Source organism: Stenotrophomonas sp. YJH_SMC_123, assembly GCF_059368215.1.
Map to the genome: position 1 here is coordinate 21,215 of NZ_JCAFRM010000007.1, position 18,330 is coordinate 39,544.

The window sequence follows — 18,330 nt, forward strand, 5'->3', positions numbered from 1 at the left end:
CAGCCGCTGCGGCTGGCGAATTCTCCCGGGTTCCCCTGCTTAAGCTGGAGTTGCAACCGGATGGCGATGTCCCTGGCCGAGATCCGATACCTGATCAACCGCCTGTCGGGCCTGGCCCGCCGGAGCCTGGCAAGCCTGCGCACCCGTGGCTGGCGGGCCACCTGGCAACGCATCCGCGTGCATGCCCAGCGCGCCGTTCCCGCCCCGCGCACGCCACTGTTCCTGCCGCCAGCGCAGGATTTCGCCCCCTTCACGGTGCCGTTCAGCGAGTCGCCGGAGGTGAGCATCGTCATCCCGGTCTACAACCACGTCGCCCACACCGTGGCCTGCCTGCGCGCCCTGGCGGCGCACCCGCCGGCCGCCGCGTGCGAGATCCTGGTAGTGGATGACGGCAGCAGCGATGCCACCGTGCAGTGGATGCCGCAGGTAGCCGGGCTGCGCTATGAAGTGCGCGCGCACAACGGCGGCTTCATTGAAGCCTGCAATGACGGTGTATCGCGCGCACGCGGCCGCTACGTGGTACTGCTGAACAACGATACGGTGCCGCAGCCGGGCTGGCTCGACGCCCTGCTGGACACCTTCGGCAGCGTGCCCGACGCCGGCCTGGTCGGCAGCCAGCTGCTGTACCCGGATGGCCGCCTGCAGGAGTCGGGCGGGGTGATCTTCGCCGATGGCAGTGGCTGGAGCTACGGCCGCTTCGAGGCCGCCGATGATCCGCGCTTTGCCAGCCTGCGCGACGTCGACTACTGCTCGGGCGCGGCGCTGATGCTGCCACGCGCCCTCTGGCAGCAGCTGGACGGCTTCGACACCCGCTACAAGCCGGCCTACTACGAGGACACCGACCTGGCCTTCCGCGTGCGTGCACACGGCCTGCGCGTGCTGGTGCAGCCGGCCAGCCGGGTGATCCACGACGAAGGCACCAGCAACGGTACCGACACCGGCAGCGGGGTGAAGGCCTACCAGGTACGCAACCAGGCCATCTTCGCCGCCCGCTGGGCCACCGAACTGGGCCGTCATCCGGCGGTCGGCGAAGTGCCGTCTCCGGCGCTGCTGCTGCGCGGCCGGCGCCAGGTGCTGATCCTGGACGAGGAAGTACCGCAGCCGGATCGCGATTCCGGGTCACTGCGCCAGGTCAATCTGATCCGCCTGCTGCTGCAGGGCGGCGCCCACGTTGTGTTCGTACCGACCCGGCGCGAGCACGCCGGTGCGGCCACCGAAGCGCTGCAACGGATGGGCGTGGAAGTCTGGTACGCGCCCTTCCTGGACGGCGTAGCCGGCTGGCTGCGCAGCCACGGATCGCGTTTCGACGTGGCAATGCTGGTGCGTCACCACGTCGCCCACGAATGCCTGCCGCTGCTCAAGCGCTATGCACCGCAGGCACGGACCGTGTTCGACACCGTTGACCTGCACTACCTGCGCGAACGCCGCGGTGCCGAAGTCGCCGGCGACGCAACCCTGCTGCGTGCAGCGGAACGTACCCGCAGCAGCGAACTGGCCGTGATGGAGCAGTGCGACATCACCGTGCTGGTCAGTGCGGCCGAACGGGAGCAGCTGCAGTCCGATGCGCCGCAGGTGCGGGTGGAGCTGATCTCCAACCTGCATGAGGTCGCCGGTGCCGGCGCCGTATTCGAGCAGCGGCGCGACCTGGTGTTTGTCGGTGGCTTCCGTCATCCGCCGAACCTGGACGGCATGGAATGGTTCATCGGCGAGGTCTTTGCCCGCATCCGCGCCCGGTTGCCGGAAGTGCGCCTGCACTGCATCGGCGCCGCGGCGCCGGAGTCGCTGCTGGCACTGGCCGCACGCCAGCCCGGTGTGCAGATGCACGGGTTCGTCGAAGACATCACGCCCTACATGGACGGCGCGCGCATCGCCATTGCGCCGCTGCGGTTCGGCGCCGGCGTGAAGGGCAAGATCAACCTGAGCATGGCCCACGGCCAGCCGGTGGTCGGTACCACCTGCGCCGTGGAAGGCATGCACCTGCATCCCGGCCAGGACGTGCTGGTGGCCGATGACGCTGTCGGTTTCGCCGATGCGGTGATCCGCCTGTACCAGGATCCACAGCTGTGGCAGCAGTTGTCCGATGCCGGCCTGGCCAACGTCGCCCAGCATTTCTCACTTGATGCCGCCCGCGCGACCGTGCAGCGGGTGTTCTTCGCCTAGTCCGCCCGTCCACCGGCGCGACGCAGGCGGTCTTCGAACGCCGGCAGTTCGGCCAGGTCCGGTTGCAGCAACCGCGCCTGTTCGGCAGCGTGCGCGGCAAAGGCCAGGTCGCCATTGCCGAGCCGTTCGCTGCCGATCGCCAGCCAGCGCTGGGCCAACCGCAGCCGCGCCGAGGGCAGGCCCGCTGCGGTCGGTGACAGCGTCTGCCAGGCCTGCAGGCAGGCACCCGCCGCCTGTACCCGGTTCTGCCGCAGATTGTCGTCGAAGCAGCGGCGACTGGCGGGCAGCAGGCGTGCTGCGGCAGCCTTGACCCGCGTGTCGCGGGGGGCCAGTGACTGGGCTTCGCGCAGTGCGTCGAACGCGCTGTGCCCCGGTGGGCTGATCCACTGCCCTGCACGTTCGGCACGCTCGATCTTGCGCAGGTGGTCGCGCAGCTGGCGTTCGCGCTGCGCCGTACTGATCGCGGGCTGCTGCAGGGCCTGTTGCGCCTGGCGCGCACGCTGCAGGCGCTGTGCCAGTTGCTGCCGGATTGCCTGCGAAGCGCCCAGCTCCGCCGCCAGGGCTGCATCGCGTTGCGCCGCATCGAACTGGAAGTCGTCGGCGGATGTGTGGCTGCGCACGACCACCGCCTGCAGCGCCTGCTCACGCCCCCGCTGGGCATTGGGATCATCGGCCGCCACCGCAAGCACTGCCAGGAAACCCTGGGCCGCGGCGTCCAGCTGCTGTCGTTGCAGTGCCCGCTGCGCCTGCCGCAGGCGCTGGTCCACCGCGCGCGCCAGGGCTTCCTCGCTGGCCGGCAGATCGGCATGACCGGCATCGAACTGGCGGGCACGACGCAGGATCGCGGCCGCCTCGGCCAGCTCTCCGCGCCCTGCCAGCGTGCGCGCCTGCAGCAGCAGGTCGCTCAGCGCATCTTCGCGACCTTCCAGCGCCGGCAGGTTGTCCGGCTGCAGGGCAAGGATGCGCTGGAACAAGGGCAACGCACTGCTGTCGCCATCATCCAGGCGTCCGGCCGCGAACGCGTTGCGTGCCTGGGCCAACAACGCACCAATACCGGCTCCGGCACTGCGTCGCGCCTGCAGCTGGCGGGCGACCGCATCGGCTTCGCCCTGCGGCACCTGCAGCTCACGGGCCAGTGCCAGTGCCTGCGCGCTGCCGTCCAGGTCACCGGCGTGCAGGCGATCGCGCGCCTGTTGCAGCGCTGCCGCGCCGGTATTGGCCAGGCCCTGGCGCGCCTGCGGGCGATCACCGTCCAGCGCCAGCACCGCCTGGTAGCGCTCGCGCGCACCACTGCCATCGGCATCGCTCAAACGACCGGCGGCCAGCGCACGATCCCCCTCGGCCAGCAGCTGTTCGATCTGCGGCTCATCCCAGAACCAGTCGGCCAGCGGCTTGCGCAGCAGGACCAGCAGCACGAACACGGCCAGCGCCGCAAGCAGCGCCCAGCGCCAGACCCGGCGCGCATGGCGTGCCTGCAGCCACCACCAGCGACCCTCGCGACGGACGCGGTCCAGCGCAGGATGTTCAGCGCCATGCGGGCGATGCGGGGGCTCGCGTTCCATGCGTGCAGGGTAGCCGGGGCAGCGTGAAGCTCAGCCGAGGCGACGTGCCTCGCTCACGCCCGGCAGCGCATCAAGCTTGCCCAGCAGCGTCGACAACTGCCCGTAGTCGCTGACCTTCAGCCGCAGCCGCAGATGGGCACGGCCACTGTTGCGCACGTTGTCACTGTGGATGTCGAGCACGTAGGCGTCTTCCTGGGCGATCAGGTTGGTGATGTCCTTCAGCAGCCAGCGGCGGTCGACCGCGTCGACCACCACGTCCACTTCGTAGCCGCCACCGGCCTGGCCCCACTCCACCGGCAGGATGCGCTGCGGGCTGGCGGCGGCCAGCCGGGCCAGCGCGGCACAGTCTGCACGATGCACAGTGACACCACGGCTACGGGTCAGGTAGCCGACGATCGGCTCGCCGGCCACCGGCTGGCAGCAGCGTGCCAGCTGCACCAGCAGGTTGCCCACGCCCTGCACGGTGAACTTGGACTTGCCCAGGTTCTCGCGGCGCGCGGTCGGCCGCGGCAGGGTCGGCGCGGGCGCGGGCTGGCTGGCGGCACGTTCCGCCTCCAGCAACGTCCGGCTGACCTGGTTCGGGCCGGTATCGCCCAGCGCCACCTGGATGTACAGGTCATCGACGCTGTCGGCATGGAACTTCTTGGCCGCGACGGCCAGGTCCGAGTGCTGCAGGCCCAGCCGCTTCAGCTCGCGCTCGAGCAGCTCGCGACCGGCCTGCACGTTGCGCGCGCGGTCCAGCTTGTGGAACCAGCTGCGCACCTTCTCGCGCGAGCGGTTGCTGGCCAGGAAGCCATTGGCCGGCATCAGCCAGTCGCGGCGCGGGTCGGCCTCCTTGCCGGTCAGGATCTCGACGCGGTCGCCACTGCGCAGGCGATAGGTCAGCGGCACGATACGGCCGTTGACCTTGGCGCCGCGGCAGCGGTGCCCGACCATGGTGTGCACCTGGTAGGCGAAATCGAGCGGCGTAGCGCCCTGCGGCAGGTCCAGCACCTCGTCCTTCGGGCTCAGCGCATAGACCCGGTCCTCGGTCAGCTCGGCATCGAGCGCCCCGGCCAGTTCATTGCCCTGCCCGTCCTGCGCCTGCTCCAGCAGCTGGCGCATCCAGGTGATCTTGCGATCGAAGGACTTCTCCGCGCCCTTGCCGCCTTCCTTGTACTTCCAGTGCGCGGCCACGCCCAGCTCGGCCTGCGAGTGCATTTCATGGGTACGGATCTGCACTTCGATGGTGCGCCCTTCCGGGCCGACCACGGCGGTATGCAGCGAGCGATAGTCGTTGGCCTTCGGGCGTGCGATGTAATCATCGAACTCGCTTGGTACCGGCGCCCACAGCGCGTGCACCACGCCCAGCGCGGCGTAGCAGGCGGCGACGTCGTCGACCATCACGCGCACCGCACGGATGTCATACAGCTGGTCGAAGGCCAGCCGCTTCTTCTGCATCTTCCGCCAGATGCTGTAGATGTGCTTCGGGCGGCCGCTGACTTCGGCCTTGATGCCCTGGGCGACCAGCTCGCGCGACAGCACCTTCTTGACGTTCTCGACGTAACGCTCGCGGGCGATGCGGGTTTCGTCCACCTCGCGGGCGATGCGGCGGTAGGTTTCCGGTTCCAGGTGGCGGAACGCCAGGTCCTCCAGCTCCCACTTCAGCTGCCAGATGCCCAGGCGGTTGGCCAGGGGCGCGTGGATGTCGCGGGTCAGCTGGGCCAGCGCGCGGCGTTGCTCGTCGTCCAGCTTGTCGGCCGCGCGCATCCTCGCGAGCTGGCGCGCCAGCAGGATCGGCACCACGCGCAGGTCGCGGATGATCGCCAGCAGCAGCCGGCGCAGGCCCTCGCTGTTGCGTCCGGCCTCACGGCCGGCGTGCAGCGCCCACACCGGGTCGGCCGCATCCTGGCCATCGAGCAGGCCGATCACCGCCGCCTGGTGGCTGCCCAGCGGCAGCTGGTCCAGGCTGGCGCGCAGGCCCGGCAGGTCGAACAGCAATGCTGCCACCACCGCGCCTTCGTCGGCCGAGAGCATCGCCAGCGCATCGAGGGTATCGCCCAGCACCGACCAGGTGGCACGCATCTGGTGGTCGCAATCCGGCGCTTCCCAATGCTCGCGCAGGGCCTGGCGCAGCGGAGCAGGCAGCACCGCTGCCGAGGGACGGTTCAACAAGGCATCCAGGCCAGGGACGGAAGCGCGGTTCACAGCATCGAGCAGGCAAGACAGAGGCCCCTACACTAGCGCCGGCGCCGTTCAGGGACAATCACTGCGGCCACCATCACCCGGCATGAAGACATGCCGCTACACTCGCCAACACATCCAGGAGAGACCCGCCATGCCTTCGATTGCCCTGCGCGTCCGTCCACGGCTGCTGGCCTGTGCCGCCGTGTTGCTGTCCCTGTCCGCGCCTGCGCTGGCCCAGCGCGTGGTGGAGGGCGACCTGCAGCAGCAGATGTCGCCCACCGAGTTCAAGGCCGCTGGCCTGGACAAGCTCAGCGCCGCTGAACTGGCCACGCTCAACCGCTGGCTGCAGGGCAAGGTCGAGGCGGCCACCACCCAGGCCGTCGCCGCAGCGCGCGAAGAAGGCCGCCAGGAAGTGATCAAGAAGAACCGCGGCTTCCTGGACTTCGGCAGCAGCGAACCGATCGAAAGCACCCTGCAGGGCGAATTCCGTGGCTTCGGCCAGGGCCGCCGCTACGTGCTGCAGAACGGCCAGGAGTGGGAGCAGATAGACGCCACGCACTATTCCGGTGGCCGCAAGGAAGCGCCGAACGTCAGCATGCGCCCAGGCGTGATGGGCGCCTGGTACATGAAGGTGGACGGGGTGAACGTGCAACCGAAGGTTCGTCGCACCAAGTAACGCCCGGGCATTCCGGCCGTGCCGGATCCATGCCCGGCGGCCATGGTCGCCCGATGGGGCGACCATGGCGCGCGTTCACGCCTGGCGAAGTGCAGCCACCCGCTGCGCCAGCTTCTTCGCCGAAATGCCGGTGCGTGCCCCCAGCTCCTGCGCGAACAACGACACCCGCAGCTCTTCCAGATCCCAACGCAGCGCCTGCCATTGCGGGCGATCACGCAGGCCCTGCTGCTCGCCCGCTTCCAGCGCCTCCAGGAACGGGTGCAATTCCAGCATGCGCGCCTGGTCACGCGGCGGATCACGCTTGGCACGCTCGGTGCGCAGGATCATCGCCTTCAGGTAGCGCGGGTACTGCGCCAGCGCGTCGGCCGGCGTGTCGCGCAGGAAGCCGGGGTGGATCAGCCCGGCCAGCTGCGCTTCCATGTCGTCCAGGTTGCCACGCGCCCAGCCCATCAACGGCGCCTCCAGCAACGGCTTCAGTTCCGCCACCAGCGCCAGGATGGACTCGGCCAGTTTCAGCCGCGACATCGCCTCGCCGAACAGGGCCTTGGCCGCATGCTCGCGGCGTTGCTCGAAGGCTGCCGCATCGCGGATGTCTTCCAGGCCTTCGGCCAGCACCGCGTTCATCGCCGCATCCACCAGGTCTCCACGCAGGCGTTCCTGCGATTCGATCGCGGCATACAGCAGGCCGGTCTTGGCACCCACCGGCAGCTGCTTGCGCGCCTGCTTGACCTTCTCGGCCAGGGCAATCTCCAGCAGCCGGCGCACACCCAGCGGGTGGGCCTCCTGCGCCTGCTGGCGATCGGCGAAGATGCGCAGCGCCACGCTGTCGCCCTCGTCCAGCAGCGCCGGATAGGCCGGAACGCCGGCTTCACCGGGCACCTGCAGCGGAATCGGCGCGGCCGGGAACGTGCGCAGGCCATCGGCCGCCATCTCGCGCCCCGCGCGTGCAGCGAAGGCATCGCCGGCACGGCCGCCGAATTTCGCGCGCAACGCATCGAGATCACGCGAGGTCGCCAGCACCTTGCCGTGCTCGTCGCGCAGGCGCAGGTTCATGTGCAGGTGCGGTTCGATCGAAGCGGGTTCGAAATCGAGCGCCGTCACCGTCGCGCCGGTGGCACGTGACAAAAAGCGCGCCAGTTCGCCAGTGATGGCATCGGCGCTGGGCTGCGGGAATGCCTCGAAGAACGCACGACCGAAGTCCGGCGCCGGCACGTAGTTGCGGCGCATCGCCTTGGGCAGGCTGCGGATGAGTGCCGAGGCCTTGTCGGCGACGAAGCCAGGCGCCAGCCAGCCCAGCTGCACCGGGTCCAGCGCGTTGAGCAGGTGCAGCGGCACGTCCAGGGTCACGCCGTCATCATCGGCACCCGGCTCGAAGCGGTAGTGCAGTGGCAGGCGCGCCTGGCCCAGTGGCAGGTACTTCGGGTAGCGCTCCTGTTCGCTGCCCTCACCCGGCAACAGGTCGACCAGTGACCAGTGCAGGGTCTTGCGCTGTTCCGGCGCCAGCCCCTTCCACCAGGTATCCAGCCCTGCGGCCGAATGGATCTGCGGCGGCACCCGGTCCAGGTACCAGCGCGCCTGCCAGTCCTCGTCGGCCACGATGCCGGCGCGGCGCAGCTTCGCTTCCTCCTCGCGGGCGACCTCCAGCACTTTCTGGTTGTCGGCCACGAAGCTGGCGCGGGTGTTGATCTCGCCGGTCACCAGCGCCTGGCGCACGAAGATGTCGTGCGCCTCGCCCGGTGCGATGCGGCCGTAGTGCACCGGCCTCTTCGGTGCCAGCACCAGGCCGAACAGGCTGATCTGCTCGGAGGCCAGCACCTGGCCCTGCGCGCGCGACCAGTGCGGGTCGAAGTGCTTGCGCAGCAGCAGGTGCGGCAGTTCGGCGATGACCCAGTCCGGCTCGATCGCGGCCAGGGTCATGCCCCAGACCTTCTGCGTGTCCAGCAGGTTGGCCACCAGCAACCACGGCGGCGGGCGCTTGGACAGCGCCGAACCGGGGAACGGCAGGAAACGGCGCTGCCGTGGCGCCTGGAAATCGCCCTTCTCGGTGCGGTGCCCGATCTGCGTCGGCAGGCCCGCCACCAACGCCCGGTGCAGGGTCTGGTAGGCAGCCGCGCGCACGCGTTCGCTGAAGCCGCCGCCCGCCGGTGCCTGCTCCTTCTGTGCACGTACGGCCACCGGCGTCGGCGCCGCTTCGGCCTTGCCTTCGCGGGCCAGGCGTGCAGCGCGGTGCAGCTGGCCACGGGTGGCCTTCACTGCGGCGGCATCATCACGCGCTGCCGCCGGCGCACTGCTGCCGGCCAGCAACGGCGCCATCGACGCCTCGCTGGCCTCTTCCTTCCAGCCCAGTTCCTCGCACAGCAGCCGCAGCTGGCGGTGCAGCTCGCGCCACTCGCGCATGCGCAGGAAGCCGAGGAAATGACGGCCGCACCAGTCGCGCAGCTTGGACTGGGTCAGGTCTTCATGGGCCTGCCGGTAGGCATCCCACAGGCGCAGCACGCCAACGAACTCGGAACGACCATCGGCGAACTGCGCATGCGCGCTGTCGGCGGCACCGCGTGCTTCGGGCGGACGTTCGCGCGGGTCCTGGATGCCCAGGAACGAGGCGATCACCAGCATCGGCCGCAGGCAGCCGGCGGCCTGCGCGGCGACCAGCATGCGCGCCAGCTTCACGTCCACCGGCAGGCGTGCCATCTGCTTGCCGATGGTGGTCATGCGCCGCTCGGCGTCGATCGCACCCAGTTCGGTCAGCTGCTGCCAGCCATCGGCCACCGCACGCTCGTCCGGCGCTTCCAGGAACGGAAACTCCTCGATGCGGCCCAGGCCCAGCTGCAGCATGCGCAGGATCACCCCGGCCAGGCTGGAGCGGCGGATTTCCGGATCGGTGAACTCCGGCCGCGCCTGGAAATCGGCTTCGGCGTACAGGCGGTAACAGATGCCCTCGGCGATACGGCCGCAGCGGCCCTTGCGCTGGTTGGCGCTGGCCTGCGAGATCGGCTCGATGTGCAGGCGGTCCAGCTTGTTGCGCGGACTGTAGCGCTTGACGCGGGCAAAGCCCGGATCGACCACGTAGCGGATGCGCGGCACCGTCAGCGAGGTCTCCGCGACGTTGGTGGCCAGCACGATGCGCCGGTTCGGCCCGGGATTGAACACCCGGTCCTGGTCCTGGTTGGACAGCCGCGCATAGAGCGGCAGCACCTCGGTGTTGCGGTACTTGCGGCGCTCCAGCGACTGGTGCGCATCGCGGATCTCGCGTTCGCCCGGCAGGAAGATCAGCACATCGCCGCGCGCATCCAGGCGGGTGATCTCGTCGATGGCCGACACGATGGCGTCGTTGACGGTGCGTTCGCCCTGGTCTTCGCCCTCGCCTTCCAGCGCGCGATAGCGCACTTCCACCGGGTAGGTGCGGCCTTCGACGCTGATCACCGGCGCATTGTCGAAATGCTGGGCGAAGCGTTCGGTATCGATGGTGGCCGAGGTGACGATCAGTTTCAGGTCCGGGCGCCTGCGCAGCAGCTGCTTCAGGTAGCCCAGCAGGAAATCGATGTTGAGGCTGCGTTCGTGCGCCTCGTCGACGATGATCGTGTCGTAGTTCGACAACCAGCGGTCACTGGCGATCTCCGCCAGCAGGATGCCGTCGGTCATGAACTTGATGCGGCTGTCGTCGCTGACCTTGTCGTTGAAGCGCACCTGGTAGCCGACCAGCTGGCCCAGTTCGCTCTGCAGTTCCTGCGCCACGCGGCTTGCCACCGCACGTGCGGCAATCCGTCGCGGCTGGGTGCAACCGATCATGCCGGCCTGGCCACGGCCTGCGGCCAGGCACAGTTTCGGCAGCTGGGTGGTCTTGCCCGAGCCGGTTTCACCAGCGATCACCACCACCTGATGGTCGCGGATCAGCCCGATGATGGCGTCGGCTTCACGCGCAATCGGCAGCTGCGGGTCCAGAGTAATGGACGGCTGCTGCTGCGCCCGGACCTGCCGGCGCTGCACCGACGCCTGCAAGGCCTGCTCGAAGGTAGCGGCCAACGCCGCATCCTGTGGCTTGGCCTGGCAACGCGAGAGCATCCCCAGCAAACGGCCCCGGTCGCGGCTCATGGCGCCGTCGATGGCGGCGCGCTGTTGGCGCAGGCGGGACGATGGATTTTTATCGATAGAGTTCATCAATCGGTTCGTTCAAAACTTTGATAGCGACCAGTCATCACGACCGGTTTATTGTGAAGGCCAACGATTCCACAAGGAGGAACCCCATGGCGAAGACCAAGAGCACGACCAAGGCCAAGACCGGCAAGCAGAAGCTTGCAGCGGCGGCACCGTCGGCGCCGAACATCGATATCGGGATCACCCAGGGCGACCGCAAGAAGATCGCCGACGGTCTGTCGCGCTTCCAGGCCGATGCGTTCACGCTCTACCTGAAGACGCACAACTTCCACTGGAACGTGACCGGGTCGATGTTCAACTCGCTGCACACCATGTTCGAGACGCAGTACACCGAGCAGTGGGCGGCACTGGACGACGTGGCCGAGCGCATCCGCGCGCTGGGCTTCAATGCCCCGGGCTCCTACCGGGAATTCGCTGCGCTGACCTCGATCGCCGAGGAACCGGGCCTGACCGACAGCGCGGACTGGCGTGAAATGGTACGCCAGTTGGTGGTCGCCAACGAAGCAGTCTGCCGTACGGCACGTGAAGTGCTGGAGGTGGCGGCCAAGGGAGACGACGCCCCGACCGAGGATCTGATGACCCAGCGGCTGCAGACCCACGAGAAGTACGCCTGGATGCTGCGCTCGCTGCTGCAGTAAGAGTTGGGGGGCCCGGCAGGGCTGCGCCCTGCACCCGCAGAGGCCTTAAAGCCAAGGCCAGAGCCAGAGCAAAAGCTGGCCTCCTGTGGGTAGGCGGGATGGGTCCGGTGGCAGGGGACGCCGTAAACCCGTCCTTGGGGGCTTGGCCGCGGCATCCATGCCGCGGACACCCCTGCCACCGGACCCACCCCGCCTTCGGCAGTTTTCCGCGATCTGCCGGCAAAGCCATTGGGGTCAGATCCGTTTTCCGCAGGAAAACGGATCTGACCCCATTTTGTTTGTCGAGTTCTGACAGTTTTCATCCACGCATGGCGTGGATTGATCTGGCCCCCCGTCACCGGGAAACTGTCGGGGGTGGGGCGGTGTGGGCTTGCAGGAGCGTTGGCGCCATGGATGGCGCCATCGAGCCCCCAAGGACGGGTTTACGGCGTGTCCTGCAAGCCCACACCGCCCCGCCCAATAAGCAGACAGCCCAGAGCCGGCTGTTGCCTTTGACGTTGCACTGGCTTGCAGCAGGTGCAGGGCGCAGCCCTGCCGAACCCCTACCCCTCCCTCCGGGGTAAACTAACCGGATGGCTTCCCGTCCCGCGCACGACCTGCTCCAACGCGTCTTTGGTTACGACGATTTCCGTGGTCCGCAGCAGGACATCGTGGAGCATGTGGCTGCCGGTCACGATGCCCTGGTGCTGATGCCCACCGGCGGCGGCAAATCGCTGTGCTACCAGGTCCCGGCCCTGCTGCGTGACGGTTGCGGCATCGTCATCTCGCCGCTGATCGCGCTGATGCAGGACCAGGTCGAAGCCCTGCGCCAGCTCGGCGTGCGCGCCGAGTACCTGAATTCCACCCTGGATGCCGAGACTGCCGGCCGCGTCGAGCGCGAACTGCTCGCCGGTGAGCTGGACATGCTCTATGTCGCTCCCGAGCGGCTGCTGACCGGTCGCTTCCTGTCGCTGCTGTCGCGCAGCCAGATCGCCCTGTTCGCCATCGACGAAGCACACTGCGTGTCGCAGTGGGGCCACGACTTCCGCCCGGAATACCGCCAGCTGACCGTGCTGCACGAGCGCTGGCCGCAGATCCCGAGGATCGCGCTGACCGCCACCGCCGATCCGCCAACCCAGCGCGAGATCGCCGAGCGCCTGGATCTGCAGGAAGCACGCCACTTCGTCAGCTCCTTCGACCGCCCCAACATCCGCTACACCGTGGTGCAGAAGGACAACGCCCGCAAGCAGCTGACCGACTTCCTGCGCAGCCACCGTGGCGAGGCCGGCATCGTCTACTGCATGTCGCGGCGCAAGGTCGAGGAGACCGCTGAATTCCTCTGCGGCCAGGGCTTCAACGCCCTGCCCTACCACGCCGGCCTGCCGCCGGACGTGCGCGCGAACAACCAGCGCCGCTTCCTGCGCGAGGACGGCATCGTGATGTGCGCCACCATCGCCTTCGGCATGGGCATCGACAAGCCGGACGTGCGCTTTGTCGCGCATACCGACCTGCCCAAGTCGATGGAAGGCTACTACCAGGAAACCGGCCGCGCCGGTCGCGATGGCGAGGCCGCCGAGGCCTGGCTGTGCTACGGCCTGGGCGACGTGGTGCTGCTCAAGCAGATGATCGAGCAGTCCGAGGCCGGCGAAGAGCGCAAGCAGCTGGAGCGGGCCAAGCTCGACCATCTGCTGGGCTACTGCGAATCCATGCAGTGCCGCCGCCAGGTGCTGCTGGCCGGTTTCGGCGAGACCTACCCCCAGCCCTGCGGCAACTGCGACAACTGCCTGACACCGCCGGCCTCGTGGGACGCGACCATTCCGGCACAGAAGGCGCTGAGCTGCGTCTACCGCAGCGGCCAGCGCTTCGGCGTCGGCCACCTGATCGACATCCTGCGTGGCAGCGAGAACGAGAAGGTGAAGCAGCAGGGCCACGACAAGCTCAGCACCTATGCGATCGGTCGCGATCTGGATGCGCGCACCTGGCGCAGCGTGTTCCGCCAACTGGTCGCCGCCAGCCTGCTGGAAGTGGACAGCGAGGGCCACGGCGGCCTGCGCCTGACCGACGCCAGCCGCGACGTACTGACCGGCCGCCGACAGATCAGCATGCGCCGCGACCCGGCCAGCAGCACCAGCGGGCGCGAGCGCAGTGCGCAGCGTACCGGGCTGTCGGTACTGCCGCAGGATCTGGCGCTGTTCAACGCCCTGCGCGGCCTGCGTGCCGAACTGGCCCGCGAACAGAACGTGCCGGCGTTCGTGATCTTCCACGACAGCACCCTGCGCAACATCGCCGAACAGCGCCCGACCAGCCTGGATGCACTGGCACGGGTCGGCGGCATCGGCGGCACCAAGCTGAGCCGTTACGGCCCGCGCCTGGTCGAGATCGTGCGCGAAGAGGGCTGACGGTATCGCGTTGCCACGCTGCGCGGCCGCCGGGCATGGTCCCAACGGCGCGCGGGCGCCCCTGTAGAGCCGAGCCCACGCTCGGCTGCCCCTGCGCGAACAGCAGCCGAGCGCGGGCCCGGCTCCACCTTGGTGCAGCTCCAACCTTGAACCGGCCATTCAGCCGGAAGTGCATCCGCGCCCGCTTGCGGCTAGATTAGCGCCATGTCCCTGGCTTCGACCCTGCTTCGTGTCGTGCTCATGCTCAGCCTGTTGCTCAACGGGCTGAACGCGGCCATGGCCAGCGGTCATGAAGAAATGGGGCGGATGGCACACGCCGTCGCGGCCGCCGCAGCTGGCGGTGACGCCGACTGCCACCACGCCGGCATGCAGGCCGACCCGGCCCCGCAGGCCAAGGCCCCCGCCCACGACGCCCACTGCCAGATCAAGGACTGCGTGCGCAGCTGTGCCCAGCACCCGTTGCTGGTGGTGCAGCCGTTGCCGTTCATGGCCGGCCCGGCGTTGTCGCTGGCACCACAGCCGATGCCGGCCACCGGCCGTCCGGCGCCGCCGCTGCCGCCGATCTCACGCCCTCCCATCGGCTGATTCCACATGCACCGTGCGCCCTGCGCACCGTAGCCGGCCACCTGCCGGCGTCTTTACGTGTCTGGAGTCACCACCATGAATACCCGCATTCCCCCCGGTCCGGGCGCCGTGCCCATGCCGTCGCGCCGCCTGTTCGTGCAGGGCCTGGCCGCCGGCGGCGTGGTTGCCGGCATCGCCGCCGTCGGCGTACCACAGCGCGCGCTCGCCGCCGCCACGGCCACCCCGCGCCTGGCCGGCGCCCCAGCCGTGCTCAGCGACACCCGCATCGAACTGGCCATCGGCGAATCACTGGCCAACTTCACCGGCCGCACCCGCCCGGCGATCACCGTCAATGGATCGCTGCCGGCGCCGATCCTGCGCTGGCGCGAAGGCCAGACCGTGGACCTGTTCGTGCGCAACACGCTGGAACGCCACCCGACCTCGATCCACTGGCACGGCATCCTGCTGCCGGCCAACATGGACGGCGTGCCCGGCCTGAGCTTCAACGGCATCGGCCCCGGCGAGACCTACCACTACCACTTCCAGCTGAAGCAGTCGGGTACCTACTGGTACCACAGCCACTCGATGTTCCAGGAGCAGGCCGGCCTGTACGGCGCGCTGATCATCGATCCGGCCGAACCGGCGCCGTACAGGCACGACCGCGAGCACGTGATCATGCTGTCCGACTGGACCGACATGGATCCGGGTGCGCTGTTCCGGCGCATGAAGAAGCTCGCCGAGCATGACAACTACTACAAGCGCACCCTGCCCGACTTCCTGCGTGACGTGAAGCGCGAGGGCTGGTCAGCCGCGCTGTCCGACCGTGGCATGTGGGGGCGGATGCGGATGACGCCGACCGACATCTCCGACATCAACGCCCACACCTACACCTACCTGATGAACGGCACCGCCCCGGCCGGCAACTGGACCGGGCTGTTCCGCAGCGGCGAGAAGGTGCTGCTGCGTTTCATCAATGGCGCCTCGATGACCTACTTCGATGTGCGCATTCCCGGCCTGAAGATGACCGTGGTCGCCGCCGATGGCCAGTACATCCATCCGGTCAGCATCGATGAGTTCCGCATCGCTCCCGCCGAAACCTACGATGTGCTGGTCGAGCCCACCGGCCAGGACGCGTTTACCATCTTCTGCCAGGACATGGGCCGCACCGGCTTCGCCGCCGGCACGCTGGCGGTGCGCCATGGCCTGCAGGCGCCGATTCCCGAGCGCGACCCACGCCCGTTGCTGACGATGAGCGACATGGGCCACGACATGGGCAGTGGTGGCCACGGCGGCCACGACATGGCCGCGATGAAGGGCATGGAGGGCGGCTGCGGCGCCAGCATGGGCCACGGCGCGCCTGCCGGTGGCGATACCGCCAGCAAGGCGCCGAAGCACCCGTCCAGCGAGCGCAACAACCCGCTGGTGGACATGCAGAGCTCGGCCACCGAACCGAAGCTGGACGACCCCGGCATCGGCCTGCGCGACAACGGCCGCCAGGTGCTGACCTATGGCGCGATGCGCAGCCTGTTCGAGGACCCCGATGGCCGCGAGCCCAGCCGTGAGATCGAACTGCACCTGACCGGGCACATGGAGAAATTCTCCTGGTCGTTCGATGGCATTCCGTTCGCCAGCGCCGAACCGCTGCGGCTGAACTACGGCGAGCGCATGCGCATCGTGCTGGTCAACGACACCATGATGCAGCACCCGATCCACCTGCATGGCGTGTGGAGCGATCTGGAGAACGCGCAGGAGGAATTCCAGGTGCGCAAGCACACCATCGACATGCCGCCCGGCACCCGCCGCAGCTACCGCGTGCGCGCCGATGCGCTCGGCCGCTGGGCCTACCACTGCCATCTGCTGTACCACATGGAAGCGGGCATGATGCGCGAAGTGAGGATCGAAGAATGAGCCGCTCACTGCTTTCCCCCAGCCTGCTGGCCCTGGGCCTGGCCGCCGCATTGCCGGTGTTCGCGCAGTCGCACGCCGGGCATGACATGGCCGCGATGGATCCGCCCGCAAAGACCGCCAACGCGCCGGTCGAACAGGCCGATCATTCGAAGATGGATCATTCGAAGATGGATTCGGGCGCCACAGATCATGCCGGCATGGATCACTCGAAGATGGACCATGGCGCGATGCAACCGGCGGCGATGGACCATTCGCAGATGGACCACGGGGCAATGGGCCATGCCACGCCCGCGCCCACCGAACCGCGCGACCCCATCCCGGTGCCGTCCGATGCCGATCGTGCCGCTGCATTCCCACCGATCGCGCACGGCGCGATGGAGCATGCGCCGGAGATCAACAGCCTGCTGCTGATCGACCGCCTCGAACATTGGGACGGCAAGAGCAGCAACGGCCAGGCCTGGGAGGCCACCGGCTGGATCGGTGGCAACATCAACCGCCTGTGGCTGCGCACCGATGGCGAACGCAGCCGCGGCCGCACCGAGTCATCGTCGCTGGAAGCACTGTATGGCCGCAGCGTGTCGCCGTGGTGGGACGTGCTGGTCGGCGTGCGCCAGGACTTCAGCCCGGCCGACTCGCGCACGTGGGCGGCCATCGGTATCCAGGGGCTGGCACCGTACAAGTTCGAGAGCTCGGCCACGCTGTATATGGGTTCCGGCGGCCAAGTGCTGGCCAAGGCCGAGGTCGAGTACGACGTGCTGCTGACCAACCGCCTGATCCTGCAGCCGCTGCTGGAAGCCACCGTCGCTGCCAGGGATGAACCGGAGTACGGCATTGGTCGCGGACTGAACAAGGTCGAAGCCGGGCTGCGCCTGCGCTATGAGTTCAGCCGCCGTTTTGCGCCATACATCGGCATCAGCCACGAGCGCACGTTTGGCGACACCGCCGACTACGCCGGTGACCACGCGCGCGACACACGCTGGGTGGCCGGCGTGCGCATGTGGTTCTGAGCAGCGGCTCGTGCGCAATGGCCAGCCCCGGCAGCCGCCGGGGCCGGCTACACTGCGCCACGTTCCAGTGCAGGCACCGCCATGTCGTTGCAGATCCGCCGCGCCACCCTTGCCGATGTCGATGCCCTGTCGGCGATCGCCATCACCACCTACACCGAAACCTGGGGCGACTCGTACCCCGCGCAGGAGCTGCATGATTTCCTGCAGGCGCACTACAGCAGCGAATCGCAGCGCACTGAACTGTCCGACCCACGCAGTGCCATCTGGCTGCTGATGGACGGCGACGCCGTGGTCGGCTACCTGGCCGCCGGTGCCAACACCCTGCCGCATGCCGATGCACGCGAGGGCGACATCGAACTGAAGCGGTTCTACATCCTGGCCGCACACCAGAACGGCGGCCATGGTGCACGCCTGATGGACGCGTTCATGGCCTGGCTGGACCAGCCGCGGCGCCGCACCCTGTGGGTGGGCGTATGGGAAGAAAACTTCGGCGCGCAGCGCTTCTACGCGCGCTATGGCTGCAGCAAGGTCGGCGAGTACGACTTCATCGTCGGTGATACCCACGACCGCGAGTTCATCCTGCGGCGGCCATGATCATGCAGCCCATGTAGCGTCGAGCCATGCTTGGCCAGGGTCTGCAATATCCAGTCGAGCATGGCTCGACGCTACAAACTAGAAATCGAACAGTTCCGACAGGAAGCTGTCCTTCTTCTTTTTCTTGTAGCCCTGGCCCCGGTTGTCCTCGTAGCGCTGGCCGAGGTGGCGGGTATCACGGTGCATCACCGGTGGCGGCGAGGCCGGCTGAGCCTGCACGGGCGCTGCCGGCGGTACGGCCGCACCGGCGCCTGCGCGCTCGATGATCTTGTCCAGCTCGCCACGATCCAGCCACACGCCGCGGCAACTTGGGCAGTAATCGATCTCAATGCCGTGGCGTTCGGCCATCTGCAGCGTCTGGGTCTTGCACACGGGGCACAGCATCGGTATTGCTCCTGTCGGTCTGGTTTCGACTGTACCTGCACCGCGATGACTGTGCGGCAACGCGTGACCGATGGCACAGGGACTTCCGGCGCGTGCCCACATGCGTACCGCGCGGCACACTGCGCCCTTGTTCCGCAG

12 protein-coding genes are annotated in these 18,330 nt (G+C 68.4%); 8 read left to right on the forward strand and 4 right to left on the reverse strand.

Annotated features, from left to right (window positions below; genetic code table 11):
- The first annotated feature begins 60 nt into the window (after positions 1–60).
- A complete protein-coding gene (locus AC5P5W_RS15380) occupies positions 61–2,160 on the forward strand; it encodes a glycosyltransferase (protein WP_014648101.1) in 2,100 nt (699 codons plus the stop codon).
- Here AC5P5W_RS15380 and AC5P5W_RS15385 read toward each other — a convergent pair.
- Together AC5P5W_RS15385 and AC5P5W_RS15390 are read right to left on the reverse strand one after the other, a co-directional pair.
- Positions 2,157–3,722 carry a hypothetical protein gene (locus AC5P5W_RS15385; RefSeq protein WP_197575299.1) on the reverse strand — a complete coding sequence of 522 codons (1,566 nt, stop codon included), beginning with the start codon at positions 3,720–3,722 and terminating at the stop codon, positions 2,157–2,159. The genes AC5P5W_RS15380 and AC5P5W_RS15385 overlap by 4 nt on opposite strands.
- 30 nt (positions 3,723–3,752) lie before the next feature.
- On the reverse strand, positions 3,753–5,909 hold the full coding sequence (locus AC5P5W_RS15390; RefSeq protein WP_032958977.1) for a RelA/SpoT family protein: 2,157 nt from the start codon (positions 5,907–5,909) through the stop codon (positions 3,753–3,755).
- Between the two features lie 130 nt (positions 5,910–6,039).
- On the opposite strand from AC5P5W_RS15390, the gene AC5P5W_RS15395 reads away from it, so the two are divergent.
- Positions 6,040–6,564, forward strand: coding sequence for a hypothetical protein (locus AC5P5W_RS15395; protein WP_014648104.1), 525 nt, complete (start codon positions 6,040–6,042; stop codon positions 6,562–6,564).
- A gap of 75 nt (positions 6,565–6,639) precedes the next feature.
- Here AC5P5W_RS15395 and hrpA read toward each other — a convergent pair whose 3' ends face one another.
- Complete coding sequence (gene hrpA, locus AC5P5W_RS15400) at positions 6,640–10,722, reverse strand: ATP-dependent RNA helicase HrpA (protein ID WP_495221260.1); 4,083 nt, start codon at positions 10,720–10,722, stop codon at positions 6,640–6,642.
- Between the two features lie 86 nt (positions 10,723–10,808).
- Here hrpA and AC5P5W_RS15405 point away from each other — a divergent pair, with 86 nt between their 5' ends.
- From AC5P5W_RS15405 to AC5P5W_RS15430, 6 genes are all read left to right on the forward strand, one after another.
- Entirely contained in the window at positions 10,809–11,357 is a 549-nt protein-coding gene (locus AC5P5W_RS15405) for a Dps family protein (protein WP_005410730.1), read from the forward strand.
- Between the two features lie 572 nt (positions 11,358–11,929).
- Positions 11,930–13,735 carry a DNA helicase RecQ gene (gene recQ / locus AC5P5W_RS15410; protein WP_032958973.1) on the forward strand — a complete coding sequence of 602 codons (1,806 nt, stop codon included), beginning with the start codon at positions 11,930–11,932 and terminating at the stop codon, positions 13,733–13,735.
- A 204-nt stretch (positions 13,736–13,939) separates the two neighbouring features.
- On the forward strand, positions 13,940–14,320 hold the full coding sequence (locus tag AC5P5W_RS15415) for a CopL family metal-binding regulatory protein (RefSeq protein WP_014648107.1): 381 nt from the start codon (positions 13,940–13,942) through the stop codon (positions 14,318–14,320).
- Positions 14,321–14,395: 75 nt separating this feature from the next.
- On the forward strand, positions 14,396–16,207 hold the full coding sequence (locus tag AC5P5W_RS15420) for a copper resistance system multicopper oxidase (RefSeq protein WP_197575158.1): 1,812 nt from the start codon (positions 14,396–14,398) through the stop codon (positions 16,205–16,207).
- Complete coding sequence (locus AC5P5W_RS15425; RefSeq protein ID WP_197575160.1) at positions 16,204–17,214, forward strand: copper resistance protein B; 1,011 nt, start codon at positions 16,204–16,206, stop codon at positions 17,212–17,214. Before AC5P5W_RS15420 ends, AC5P5W_RS15425 begins: the two co-directional genes overlap by 4 nt.
- An 81-nt stretch (positions 17,215–17,295) precedes the next feature.
- Entirely contained in the window at positions 17,296–17,808 is a 513-nt protein-coding gene (locus AC5P5W_RS15430; protein WP_197575162.1) for a GNAT family N-acetyltransferase, read from the forward strand.
- Between the two features lie 78 nt (positions 17,809–17,886).
- Here the strand turns inward: AC5P5W_RS15430 and AC5P5W_RS15435 are convergent, their stop codons facing one another.
- Positions 17,887–18,192, reverse strand: a complete 306-nt coding sequence (locus tag AC5P5W_RS15435) for a zf-TFIIB domain-containing protein (RefSeq protein WP_197575164.1) — start codon at positions 18,190–18,192, stop codon at positions 17,887–17,889.
- Positions 18,193–18,330: the final 138 nt, after the last annotated feature.